This is a genomic window from Roseburia sp. AF42-8, from assembly GCF_003435965.1.
GTDB classification, from domain to species: Bacteria; Bacillota; Clostridia; order Lachnospirales; family Lachnospiraceae; genus Roseburia_C; species Roseburia_C amylophila.
Genome location: NZ_QTVB01000050.1, coordinates 1 through 12,927, shown reverse-complemented (window position 1 = coordinate 12,927; position 12,927 = coordinate 1). Strand labels below are relative to the sequence as shown.

The 12,927-nt window shown below is 41.9% G+C and carries 13 protein-coding genes and 2 pseudogenes; all 15 read right to left on the bottom strand.

The window, feature by feature from the left end; genetic code table 11:
* Nucleotides 1–122: 122 nt before the first annotated feature.
* Nucleotides 123–442 (bottom strand): annotated as a pseudogene (locus DW059_RS13510) (type II toxin-antitoxin system RelE/ParE family toxin).
* Entirely contained in the window at nt 442–744 is a 303-nt protein-coding gene (locus DW059_RS13505) for a type II toxin-antitoxin system RelB/DinJ family antitoxin (RefSeq protein WP_199534370.1), read from the bottom strand. Before DW059_RS13505 ends, DW059_RS13510 begins: the two are co-directional and overlap by 1 nt.
* A 54-nt stretch (nt 745–798) precedes the next feature.
* Nucleotides 799–1,770, bottom strand: a complete 972-nt coding sequence (gene xerA, locus DW059_RS13500; protein WP_117699139.1) for a site-specific tyrosine recombinase/integron integrase — start codon at nt 1,768–1,770, stop codon at nt 799–801.
* Nucleotides 1,771–1,861: 91 nt separating this feature from the next.
* Nucleotides 1,862–2,329 carry a GNAT family N-acetyltransferase gene (locus tag DW059_RS13495; RefSeq protein WP_199534368.1) on the bottom strand — a complete coding sequence of 156 codons (468 nt, stop codon included), beginning with the start codon at nt 2,327–2,329 and terminating at the stop codon, nt 1,862–1,864.
* 46 nt (nt 2,330–2,375) lie between these two features.
* Complete coding sequence (locus tag DW059_RS13490; protein ID WP_117699138.1) at nt 2,376–2,786, bottom strand: TIGR04076 family protein; 411 nt, start codon at nt 2,784–2,786, stop codon at nt 2,376–2,378.
* Between the two features lie 64 nt (nt 2,787–2,850).
* On the bottom strand, nt 2,851–3,351 hold the full coding sequence (locus DW059_RS13485) for a GDSL-type esterase/lipase family protein (protein ID WP_330408428.1): 501 nt from the start codon (nt 3,349–3,351) through the stop codon (nt 2,851–2,853).
* Between the two features lie 123 nt (nt 3,352–3,474).
* The gene (locus DW059_RS13480; RefSeq protein ID WP_117699137.1) at nt 3,475–4,671 is read right to left on the bottom strand and encodes an ATP-binding protein; all 1,197 of its coding nucleotides are present in this window, start codon (nt 4,669–4,671) and stop codon (nt 3,475–3,477) included.
* 382 nt (nt 4,672–5,053) lie between these two features.
* Nucleotides 5,054–5,221, bottom strand: a pseudogene (locus DW059_RS16580) (YoaP domain-containing protein); the annotation flags it as partial.
* A 169-nt stretch (nt 5,222–5,390) separates the two neighbouring features.
* Nucleotides 5,391–6,116 (bottom strand): ImmA/IrrE family metallo-endopeptidase, encoded by a 726-nt coding sequence (locus DW059_RS13470; protein ID WP_117699135.1) that lies wholly within the window; start codon nt 6,114–6,116, stop codon nt 5,391–5,393.
* Nucleotides 6,117–6,246: 130 nt separating this feature from the next.
* Nucleotides 6,247–6,822 carry a transcriptional repressor LexA gene (gene lexA / locus DW059_RS13465; protein WP_227572943.1) on the bottom strand — a complete coding sequence of 192 codons (576 nt, stop codon included), beginning with the start codon at nt 6,820–6,822 and terminating at the stop codon, nt 6,247–6,249.
* A 301-nt stretch (nt 6,823–7,123) separates the two neighbouring features.
* The gene (locus DW059_RS16575; protein WP_242986272.1) at nt 7,124–10,918 is read right to left on the bottom strand and encodes a pectate lyase-like adhesive domain-containing protein; all 3,795 of its coding nucleotides are present in this window, start codon (nt 10,916–10,918) and stop codon (nt 7,124–7,126) included.
* A complete protein-coding gene (locus tag DW059_RS13455; protein ID WP_242986271.1) occupies nt 10,915–11,628 on the bottom strand; it encodes a TetR/AcrR family transcriptional regulator in 714 nt (237 codons plus the stop codon). Before DW059_RS13455 ends, DW059_RS16575 begins: the two co-directional genes overlap by 4 nt.
* A 459-nt stretch (nt 11,629–12,087) precedes the next feature.
* Nucleotides 12,088–12,540 carry a DUF1016 domain-containing protein gene (locus DW059_RS13450; RefSeq protein ID WP_330408426.1) on the bottom strand — a complete coding sequence of 151 codons (453 nt, stop codon included), beginning with the start codon at nt 12,538–12,540 and terminating at the stop codon, nt 12,088–12,090.
* Nucleotides 12,515–12,688: a zinc-ribbon domain-containing protein gene (locus DW059_RS13445; RefSeq protein WP_117699134.1), complete on the bottom strand. Its 174-nt coding sequence runs from the start codon at nt 12,686–12,688 to the stop codon at nt 12,515–12,517. The genes DW059_RS13450 and DW059_RS13445 overlap by 26 nt, the downstream gene beginning before the upstream one ends.
* 141 nt (nt 12,689–12,829) lie before the next feature.
* The coding region (locus tag DW059_RS13440) for a ClbS/DfsB family four-helix bundle protein (protein ID WP_117699133.1) at nt 12,830–12,927 on the bottom strand (98 nt) is incomplete at its 5' end.

Below are 12,927 nucleotides of genomic sequence, written 5' to 3'. Positions count from 1 at the left end.
ATAAATGCCCATTACAATAAATAATACGCCGATTATTACCCAAATAACAAATGCTATTAATCTTCCTTCCATAATATGTATCCTTTCTTTGTAGTTCTGTAAATTCAAATAAACGCGTGCTTTTATAGCTCGCCTCTCAAACGTGCTTCTATATCAGATGCCGTGTATAACACATCCGTTACAATTACCCTTTCATCACGGATTGTATAAAACACTGAATAATTATCGACGAGCATTCTCGCAACTCCATTCTCTTTTCCGGCTCAGAATCCATAATCCTAAATCGTTCTGGGAAAGTGTCTAATGTAAGTATTTCATCAGCAATGCGATTATATTGCCCCATTGCATTATCTGGAGCAAGCAAATCTATAGCAATATAATTGTATATATCTTCCATATCCTGCAAAGCTTCTTTTGTAATCTCTACCTTATATTGCTTCATTAATGCCTCTCTCTAAATGCCACAAACGCACTAGCTGCATCCTCAACATTTCCTTTCTCTATATCGGCATATCCTTTTTCTAACTTTTGATGAATCTGTGTAACAGACATCATATCTGCATTCACTGAATTAGCTGCTTTTGGTAATACAATAGAAAAGGGAATTCCTCCTACTAATGATATTTGTTTTAAATACATATCTATAGCAGTAGCCATTGGTATCCCTAATTGTGCCAATACACTTTCTGCATTTTTTTTTACATCTGGATTTACTCTTATATTTAATGTTGCTGTTTTTCCCATAGAATACACCTCCATCTTTCTTTTATTGTAACGTCTTTTGCGTTACAAGTCAATCTATGAAATATATTTTCGATGCGATAGCTTCACATTGTTTTGATTAACCATTGCATATCTGAGCGTTGTATCTATTTGCTCATGTCCCAGAATTTTCTGTACCTGTTCAATCGGCATACCTTTCTCAATTGCTCTGGTGGCCATCGTCCTTCTAAACTTATGTGGATGTACCTTTTCTACACCTAACTTCTTCCCCATTTCTCGTAATCGTAACTCCACACCGCTTTCAGTAAGTCTACTGTGTGGTTTGTTTAACGACACAAATAACGCTATATTATTATCTGTCCTTGATTCAATATAATTCAACAAATGAATTTTGGTCTTAGCATCAAAATATGCTTTCCTCTCTTTGTCTCCTTTGCCATAAACCACGCATTCCCGCTCAGAGAAATCTATATCATCAATGTTCAGCCTTACCAATTCGCCTACTCTAATTCCTGTTGAAAGCAGAAAATCAATCATTGCCCTATCACGCAAATTATTACAATTATCTCTAAGAATTTCTATTTTCTCATCTGGAATGGTATCTTTTACAATAACGGCAGTCTTTACCTTATGAATTCTTTTCATTGGGCTTTTTATAATATAGTCCTCTTCCTCTAGCCACGAAAAAAATGTGGAAAGACTTCTACGAATATTATCAATAGTTACCTTTCCACAATTATTTATCGTTTGATACTCTACAAGATATTTTCGTAGCATCTCGGTCGTTATCTTTATGACCGGAATATTTATTGTATCCAACATCTTTTCAATATTACACCTATAATAGCGTATTGTTTTGTCAGAACACCCTTCTAAATGCTTTGCAGTTAAAAACATATCTAGAAAGTCCATATTCGTTGTCTGCAAATAATCAGATACAGTATTTTCAGATAACCGTTTTGCTAACACCTCTTGTAGTTTCTGCATCTGCGATGCATTTAATACTTCTGCCATGTCATTGATGATGTCATAAATTTCTCTACTCATAAGAGCACACTCCTTTTTGAAGGAGTATATCGTAGAAAAATCAGCACATCAACAGAGCGTATTACTGAAAGTTGTCTGTCTGATTTCTTCGTCAATTTTTTTCATAGAATACTATATCCATTTTTTCGTTTATATGCTCAACCTTTCCAGTTTGAACATATCCCATTTTCTCATATAGATGTAGATTTCCCTTTTCTTGTAAAATTGTATCCAAACACCAATGGTCAGAACCATATATATTTTCAAGTTCAATCATTGCTTGTTGAGCATATCCTTTATTGCGAAATTCACCCATAATCCAAATTGGCGAAATTCTTTTTCTACTTCCATCGTTTTTATTAACTATTCGTACTGCACCAACAACTATATCATTCTCAACGATATAATAATAAGTTGTCCAAGGCTGTTCAAATTTAGCGATTATTTTTTCTAAGCTTTCAGTTGCCGGACTCATATCGAAATCTTGATATTTATCTAAAAGCTCTGTAAATGCCTCTACTTGCATTTTCCATATGGTTTCTATATCTTCTCTCATTGCTTTCTTTAATGTGATAGCCATTATCCTTCTCCTTCCTGTAATCGGTCGCACAAATTCCGATTTGTATTTATCCTGTATATGCATTTTCAGCAGTATTCTTGAAATCGTGTTTTTCTAACCACTGCTTTTCATCTTCGTTTTCCGGTATATCAATTCTTTCGATCTTGAAAATTACAGGTCGTGTTCCATCATTACAGCAAGCAATCATCATTCTTTCATCATTTGTCCATCCATGCATAATCGAACCACCCTGTAATGCTGTATAAACATACCTACTAATAGCATCCCATGCTTCTCCACAGAATTTTCCATTCATAAGATGATAAAAATCATCCTGTTGCGGTGTCCTTTTCAAAAGGAATGTATCTCCAACCTTAAAACATGGACACGGTCCTGATTTCGGATCAGCAAGATATTTTTCTTGAAGATCTGGAAATACTTTTGTCTCTAAAACAGTTATTTTACACTCGTGCTGCATTCTGTATCACCTCGAAATTCCGATTTGTTTACTTTTTGTTCCACTAATAAAACCCTTTCATGAATTACAAATAAGGCTTTAAAGACTTAAAAACATTCAAATATCCATTTGCATACATATGTACACCATCAATGGCATACTCCGATTTCTGTTCACCATGTTCATCAACAAGTGCTTCATTACAATCAAGGTAACGACAACCGTATTTTTCTGCTATTTCTTTTAATCGATGATTACATAATATAAGATTTTCAGGAGTACGGAGTTTCATCCATTGGATTGATTGTTCTGTCTGCCATGGCAGGTGAAGATTTGCAGGATAAAACGCCATGATAAAAATTTCCACATCTGGAATACGGAATTTGATAATTTCCATGATTCTACAGATATTATCCATTAAATGTAACATCCACTGATCTCCAAATCGTTCTTTTGTAATATCATTAGTACCGATATTGATAAATATCTTTGATGGCTCAAGATCTAAAAGCAATGTATCGATATTTTCCAGAAACTCATCTGTATTCAATCCACTAACGCCGCGATTATATATCTTATATATCACTTGTTCAATACCCTAGCTTCGTGCAATTTCACAGACAGGAAACATTTCCATCAAGGATGATCCTGTAAAAAGGATTTGTCCTGTTGACTCCCGATTTTCTTAATTATACAAACTGGAATTCATCTATCTGCATCGCAGCCATCTGCAAATATCGACCACCTGCACACCCTGATAATCATAAGTTTCATGATGTGTCCTTGCAATTACCATCTTAGGATATGCATCTCGTATTGCAAGCAATGGCGAATATTCCCTCTCAAATGTTGTTTCATCTGAAATATTGTCACTTACCTGAATGTATATCAGTGTGTCTCGTTTCTTTGCTACAAAGTCCACTTCTTTTTTATAAAGTTTACCAACATATACCTCATAACCTCTCCTTCGTAACTCCAGATAAACAATATTCTCATAAACCCTTCCAAAGTCCATATTTCGTGTACCATTGACTGCATATCGAAATGCTGGATCACAAAGATAAAACTTACTATTGTTTTCGAGATATTTTTTCCCCTTTAGGTCATACCGTTTTGCCTCATAAAATAGAAATGCGTTCTCTAAATAACCAATGTATTTTGATACTGTCTTTCTGGTAATCTCTCTTTGGTCATTATTTAATGTCTTGCAGATATTATTGGGAGAAAGCAGGTTGCCAATATTATCCATCATAAATTCAGATATACTGGCAAACTCTGATGTATTTCTTATTCTATATTTCTCAACCAAATCTCTTATAAGAATAGTCCCATACACATCTCTGATATAATCATACTGTCTATCCTCTGTCTTATATACATAAGCTCCTGGCATACCACCGGTTCGGACATACTGATCAAATGCATCATCATACCCATCCGTAATTCCATAATAAGTCAGATATTCCACAAAAGAAAAAGGATATACCTTTATTTCCATCGTTCTTCCAGTAAAAAGTGTTGCCAGATCTGAACTTAACAAAAATGCATTTGATCCGGTAACATAAATATCATAGATTCCTTTTGTATAAATACTATTGATTGCAAGTTCGAACTGAGGGCACATCTGAACCTCATCAATCAATAATACGTTATTCATTCCTTCTTTATATTGACCCAGGATATACTTATGCAATGCATGATATTCCAGCAAATGATCAAACTCTAATTCCTGAAGGTTTATCATTACAATATTGCTCTTTTCCTCTAACGACTGCAGATAAGTGATAAATTCCTGCAGTAAAACAGACTTGCCGCTCCGTCTGATGCCCGTGATTACTTTTATATCTGGCGTCCCATATAATTCAATCAATTCATCTAGATACTTTTGCCTTACCATAAACTGCATATCACTATCTCCTATTCCCATTTTTTGAAATTTCTTTATATTTTGGTAATACATTTCATGCATATTCTAGCACAGTCAGCTGCTTCTGTCATTATTCTATTCCCATTTTTCTTAAATAATTCATTTTCTGGTAATGGCATTTTCTTATAGAACAAAAAAGCAGCAGACATTTCGTAAGCGCATGGTTTGACGTTTCTTCCTAAAACAGACCACTCTGATTGCAGTATAAATAGATTATCTTCACACCATTCATTTTAAATCTCGCCTCTGTATTGCCCTGTGGATACGGCTTCTTCCTGCTGTAACTGCAATCCATGACACCATTCTATTTCAGCGTATGTATATCCTCAACCTACGGAGAGTAGAGTTCGAATTTGCTCATTTATTTTTCCATCCCATCCAGAAGCTTTATAAATCTTTTATCATTCATCTGCTCATTCGTAAGGTATTCTCCATTATAAAACAATACATAGGTTGTAACCGGTGTCGGAGCATTCTGTGCTTCTTCTTTCGTTTCCAATCTGGTTGCCTGAAACGGAACCTCTCTTTCCCTGGCAACTTCAAGAACACGGTATGTGTGCAAATGATGAAAAATTTGTGCAAAAAAAGAGGTGCAAACACCTCTTTAGATAGATTTTTAAACGATTCTAAATTTCTATTATCTGCTCCACTTTTTTCTGAATATTGTCTAAGTTATCATGAAATATCTTAGTATAACCTCATTGCGAAACACCTCCAAGATTTAATTCATTGGAAATGTATTCAAGGATATTGTGATACTCAAATAGTCCCATATCTCTCAATCTGATAACCAAGGCTGTATAAGATACTCCGATATAAGCTGCCATTCTACGAATAACTGCTTTTTCCTTTGAAGCAATGGTATTATCACCATAAACTTTTATCGGATTTGACTGATTATATTTCGCCAAGGCATTTTCAATAATCCTTCTCGGCATAAGAAGCGAAGCTCCCATTGTATCTGCCTGCCACTCAACAGACGCAAACATCTGAGCCAGTTCCTCTTTGGAATAACTACGCTCACTGTCATACTCTGCATGAAAGCGTCCTTCACTCGGCATTGCATACATCTTACTCAAGATATGATGTGACGCTTCGTGTGCCATTGTAAACCTGCGACGTCCTTGCTCCTTTTCGGCAAGAAGAAATTTATCAAGTATGATGGTATCTTTCGGGAAAACAAAGGGAATAATTTTTCCGTCCTGATGTATCAGCAGTGGTGTTGCTCCATCTGCCAGAAAACCAATCCTGCCTGCATCATCTTCTGCGAAAGAAGCGTATTCAATTCGTAACATAAGAAATTCTGTAATGAAATGTTCTATGTCGATGGATTGAATCACTCGATTGCTAAACTTATTAGCATAAGCTGTTATCAAGCCTTCGCTGATTTCTTCCAACTCGGCTCTTGACATATAAATACTCAAGTTGTGTCCACCTCCGACTCCACCTTGTCCGGCGGTGCAACTCCTCCGGCAAAGTTCTGTTGTATTTCCGCACTATCCAAATTGATTAGATAGCGAATTCCTTCAAGTGTTCTCATTCGTCTGTCCTCTGTTATAGTTCTTTGATGATGTGACAAGCCACACCCTGAATGCAGCACTCATCTACAATGATGTCTTTCATCTTCTTATTTTCCGGATGGAGAATGATTTTCTTATTCTCATCATCTCGGAAGTACCGTTTCAATGTATTCTGATTATCCACAAGGGCAACTACTATATCGCCCTCTTTGGCTTCTACCTGCTTTTTAACAACCACAAGGTCGCCGTCATCAATCCCTGCTTCAATCATAGACTGACCGCTTGCTCTTAATATGAAGAAATCTCCTTTGCCGAAAATAGCAGTAGGAAGTGATACATATTCTTCAATATTTTCTTCCTCATACTGAGGACTGCCACAAGGAATAGAACCTACAATCGGTGTCTGTGTTTGTTCGCCACTGTACTTACGGGTCACATTGGTGCGAATCTCCTGCCCGTCGTACTCAATCATATTCTTCTCAGCCATCTCTACTAAGTATTTATATGCTGTACCTCTGGCAATGCCAACAGCTTCAGCAATTTTTGTAGTCGATGGGGATTGTCTGTTTTGCAGGTAATAATCCTCGATATACTTTTTTATTTCACTCATAAGTTCAGGACTCTTGCTTCTCATACCTGCACCTCACTTTCTTTTCTATCAGAAGCAGTTTGCTAACACCTCAAAATTCCTTTGCTTGCACTGAAATCATTAACTCCAATGGCTTACTATTTTTCTCTATTTTCATCTTTTCTTATACAATACAAGTTCCGGATTCTTACCGAGAAGTTTCTTCTTCATTTTCATTCCTCCAAAATAATTCTATCCGCTATTTTCTTTCTCCGACAAAAGCGCCGTATTGCTACGACGCTTTTGTTTTGCTCGGAAGCTGGAGCAAGGGAACGCTATTCAATTATTTGTTGTACTTTTTCTTTCTGCTGACAACCGTTGTACCAATGGCAGCACCGCTGCTGACAAACAGCAGGGCAATCCACAAAGCAAGGTTGCTTGTATCGCCAGTCTGCGGAGATTTGGAATCGTCCTTCAGCTTCGCCGTTACGGTGTCGGCTTTTTTGATTTCCTTTGTACCGTCCTTGTCGCTGTAATATTTACCGCAGCCTTCGCAGTACCAGTACTCGATATTGCCCTCGGTGGTCTTGGTCGCCGCAGTTGCCGGGAAGTGCTTTAAGTCGGTGTGGTTCTTCGCATCAAGCTCACCGTATTCCGCACCGCAGACTTCGCACTTTGCCTTGTCCTTGCAGGTCGCTTTCCCGCCGGTGTGCTCAATCAGCTTCTTGCCGCAATAATCACACTTGCGGTCTTTGTTATCGTCTGCACACTCGCTGATTATATAATCGCAGATATCACATTTGTGGTCTTTGTTTGCATCGATGCAATTCTCGGTTTCCGTATGGCTGGTGTCACGCTTACAGATTCGGGTGTGTGTCTTTTCATCGCTGTTCTGCGTCCAAGCGCCCCAGTTGTGGTCCAGCGCATTGCCGGAGAAGAAGGTCGCCTCATCCGCCGTGCCCTCGGAGCTCAGACCGCAGACTGCGCAGGACTTGTAGTAGACCGCCTTTTCCGTGCAGGTGGCGGCGGATTTCAGGTACTTTGCATCCACGGTCTCCGCCGTGAAGTCGTGGGGCAGCTTTTCGCCATACTCAGCCTTGCAAAACTCACAGACGGCATTTTGGGTGCAGGTCGCTTTGCCGCCGGAGTGCTCCGCGTAGCCTTTCTTTCCCGCGTTATCCGTCACATCGCAGTTTTCATTGGCACATTCATGCCAGTGATGCGTTGCATCGGACGTCCAATCGGACTTCCAGCTATGGCCCGTAGCTGGAATCGGCTCTATTTTTGTTGCGTCGCACTTGGTGCAGCTATATGTCTTTTTGCCCGCTTTTGTGCAGGTAGGCGCTGTTGTTATCGTACCGTTGTCCCAAGTATGAGGGCCTACGTCATCCTTTTTATCGCAACGGGAACACTGCTTCCAGTGCTCGTTATCATCATGTGTCCAACTGGTAGTAAAATCATGTCCCAGAACATCGCCATATTCCGCACCGCAAACTGTGCATTTTGCTCTTTGGGTGCAGGTTGCCGTGCCACCGGAGCAGTTTTGTGTTTCCACGACATTGCAGGTGCAGCGGCGGCTGTGGGTGCCGTTGTCGTTCGATGTCCAGTTCCCATTGTGGGTATGTTCATCGCCCTGTCCCTTGAACACGGGCAGGGTTATTTTTGCCGCAGCCACATACTGGCAGCTGTCCCATGGAGAATTGTCGCGGTCAGCCTTGAGCAGCGCCAGCACCGTGTCGTTGGCGAAGTTTGCGGCGGTTTTGGACTCTGTTTTTGTAATGTTGCCATTACTATTGTTTTGGCCAACTGCGTTCAGGTTCGTACCGGCAAGATAGTAGCAGTTTTCTACAGTGCCATGATTACGGCCAACGATTTCGCCAACAGCATCACTATTATAGGGTGTTTTAATCGTTCCAACATTGTAGCAATTGGAGATCGTGCCCATGTTAAGCCACGTAACACCGCCAGTTCCATTAATTGTGCCGGTAATTGTGCCAACATTATAGCAGTCGATGATTCTCGCATTGTCAATATTACTGCCAGCAATACCGCCAATATAATCGCCACTGCCGCCAGTAACGCTGCAATTGTTGCTGCAATTTTCAATCGTCGCAGCATCCAAAGCGCCGCCCACAATGCCGCCGACGTGACAGGCTAGACCCGTCAAATTATAATTATGGGATACGTTACCTGCCACTGTCAGGTTTTTAATCGTGCCGCCTTTTACAGCACCGAACAGACTGGCATACCTGAAGTTGTCCGTAACGTTCAGGCCGGAAATGGTGTGGCCGCCGCCGTCAAATGTGCCCTCGTAGTAAATCTTATTTCCTTCGGTATAGTTTCCGATTGGCGTCCACGGTTCGTTATTCAAATCAATGGCTGCTGTCAGCACGGCGCAGATTTTGGTTTCTTCTTCGGTTTTTGCATCGTTCACCTTATCCCGGAACCATTTCAGCCCCGCGGCGGTGCTGATTTGATAGGGATCTGTCTCCGTGCCGCTGCCGGTGATGTGATCGGGGGTGCCGTTAAATGTGCCGCCGTTGATGATACCGCTGCCGGAAACTGTGCTGTTAAAAACGCCGCCGGTGATGGTTCCGTTGTTGATGACCTCGCCGTTGAATTTACCGTTTTCGATGGTGCTGCCGGGGGTAACGGTCACTTTGCCCTTGAACACAGTCTCGCCGGAGCCTGTAATGGTACAGGGACCCTCTGTTGTATCTCCCAGCACGACGTCGCCGTCAACCGAGCCGCCGTTGGCGTAAAGAATCCCATAGCCAGGTGTCGTAGAGCCGGTGATGTATAGTCCGCTTCCGTTTGCCGCAGCACAGCCGGCAATGCTCGCACTGCCCGCCAAGGTGATCTCCCTCACATAAAAGGCGCGCACACCGCCGCCATAGGCTTCGCCGGAGTTGACGGAATTCGTTGCCGTGCAATTTTGAATCACGGCGTTGCCCGACAGGGTGAGCGACGTACCGTTTGCGAGAAAGACACCCCCGCCGTTGGAAGATTTGGAAGAGTTGGAGATTTCCTTACAGTCTTCGATTTTTGCCTCACCAGACATCACAAAGCTGCTGCTGCTGCTGACATATACGCCTCCGCCGTTGGAAGAATGGGAAGAGTTGGAGATTGCCTGACAGCCTTTGATTTTTGCCTCACCAGACATTTCAAAGCTGCTGCTGCCGTTGACATATACGCCTCCGCCGAAAACAAATTGGGTCGCGCTTTCGGCGGTGCAGCTGCGAATGACCGCCTGACCTGACATTTTGAACGTGCCGGAAGCACGAACACCGCCGCCGATGATGGAGGCGACGCATCCGGCGATGCTGCCGCCGGACATAGAGAACTGACCCGATTCACCATCAATATGTACACCGCCGCCGTACGTCGCGGAGCAGCCGATAATATTGCCGCCGGTCATGGTCAACTGCCCGCCGGATGCGATATACACACCGCCGCCATAATGGTAGTAGGAGCCATATAGCAGAATCGGATAGCCCGTGCCGCCGGTGATGACGCCGCCGGTGACGGTCTCTGTGCCGCTTGCCTCGTCCAGCACCCACAGTTTGCCATTCGGATTGAATCTGTGCGAGAGATTACTCGTATTGCTGTCCTCGATCGTCAGCTGCCCGCCGCCCTCGACCACAATCACGCTGCCCTTGTTTGCGCTCTCGTATTTGAGCACATGACCGTTCAGGTCCAGCGTCACGGTGCGGTTGACGGTCAGGGAGTTGCTGATGCTAATGTCCCCTGTCAGCTTGACGGTGTTGACCTTAGAATCAGCAACAGCCGCAGTCAGCTCATCCGCGGTGCTGACTTCTGTTACCGTCTCGCTCCCGCCAATTAACGATGTCAAGGCTGTCTCCGGCTGGGGGTCGGACACTTCCCCCTCCGACTGTTCTTCGTTCTCTTCGCCTTCCGGCTCTGCGTTCTCAATGGGCTCGCTGCATTCGCAGTTTTCCGGCAAAGCGCCCTCTGCGCCGCAGATGGGACAATCTGCGTTCATTGCTTCTGCCGTGCAGGCCGTTTCGCAGGTGCATACAGGCGGTTCTTCCGTCTCGCTCTCGGCAAATGCCGTGGTCGGCACAAGGCAGAGCACCATGCACAGAGCAAGCAGGATACTGAATAATCGTTTCTTCATCTTGTTTCCTCCATTTCGCCGTTCTTTGACAGCTTAAAATCGTATTTCATTTCCAACATGGCAAACAGTTTATACATAACCTCTGTGGCAATTGCTTTAATATCTAATGATTGAATAAAGGCAAGCACCTTTGCCTGCTCTGCCTCCGGTACACGATACACCCGCATCGCCGCCGTCAGAAAACGGCTGAGCTTGCGTTCCAACGGAAAATGAATATCACATTTTCTCGCCATATAGCTGCGCATCAGTCCCGCCGTGCCGATTTCCATCTCGTAAAAGTCGCTCTCGGTATCATCGGGGAAATTTTCACCAAAAATCTGCTTCAGCTCTGCCGTGGTATGCAGGTAGATATACTCCGATGTTTCGGGCAGGGAATAGGCTTCAATGTAGATTTCCCGCAGGTTCTCGTTCAGCTCGGTCAGCGTCAGTTGGATCGCCGTTTCCACCGCATAGGCGTAAACCGGCGGCAGCTTGCTGTCTGCAATGCTTCTTGCCACGCCGAACTGTCCGCCGAACATCGTTTCGGTCAAGTCCAGCAAAATTTTATCCTTGGTGGGAAACAGATTCAAATAGCTTCCTCTTGCAACACCTGCTTCGTCCACAATCTGACTGACAGTGGTGTTTTTATACCCCTGTTCCAGAAAGAGACGGACGCACACAGTCAGTATTTTCCTCTTTGTTTCACTGCTGTCTCTCCGCAAATATATCACCTCTCTTCAAATATTATTAGTATATATACTAATAATATCATCTCGAGAGTGAAAAAGCAACTGGCATTTGATATTTTTCCGCTTAACTCAATTTATTTCTTTTTAACTCAACCAATGTTAAAAGTAAAGTTTTTGTTTTCATTGAAAATTACAGCCTATAAAGGCTTTTTTGTTCAATGAACTTTTATCCTGCAATTTGTGCAGACCGTCTGCACAATTAGATTGTTGCCTCACTGTGGCAACAATCTAAGCAATATATAAATCTTCAATAACAGCCGTATAGATTTTGGATTCACGGAGTCCAAAATCTCTAAGAACACTTTTACTATGTATTATCCTTCAGCCAATAACACTGATACAACATATCTGTCATTTTTATTCCATTGAAAATTTCCGCCCATAAAGGCTTTTTGTTCAATGCAATTTAAATTTGCAATTTGTGCAGACGGTCTGCACAAATTACTTTTTCATATCAATTCTACTTCTAATATCTTCTACGGCAGGTAATGCATTTTTCAAATCTAACGGTAAATCCGTGCATAAGTGATATTCACTGACACCAATCGGTTTTGACATATCTCTCAATGCATACTCTGCAATTGTTCTATTTTCATCTCTGCACAAAATAAGTCCCACTGATGGATTATCCTCTGGAGCTTTCACTAAATCGTCTAAAGCAGATAAATAAAAATTCATCTTTCCTGCCTGTTCTGGCTTAAACTCGCCAGTTTTAAGGTCTATTGCTACATAACATCTAAGCTTTGTGTTATAGAACAGAAGGTCTATATAGAAATCTTTTCCTCCAACTTCAAGATGATACTGCTGTCCCATAAAAGCAAAACCAGTGCCTAATTCCATCAGTAGAGAAGTAACATTTTTTACAAGTTCATTCTCTATATCTGTTTCCAACATTTCTTGCCTGCCATTCATGACCGCAAGCACCTCTCCACCATACTTTTTTATTTGAACCGAAAGTAATGTCATCAGGCGTAAGCGTTAAATTCTTTTCCGACCACTCCGAAACAAGCTCCGGGTGTACTTCTGCTAAACTGTTATTCATAGCCAAACCTCAACCTCCTTGTGCTTAGAGTATATGAAGTTTTGGCTTTATCTTGTAGTTTGCGAATATCCGTATAAATAGAAAAAGCCCTATGGGAAAGGGATTTCTCCTCTCTCAAAGGGCAAGTTGGCAAACTGGAAGTTATAGTGCAATCTTTTTCCATTTTCTAATCTTGGTTCTAAAGGTTCCGAACGGAGCAACTGTATTAACATGTATGAATTTGTATACTTCCCAGACAG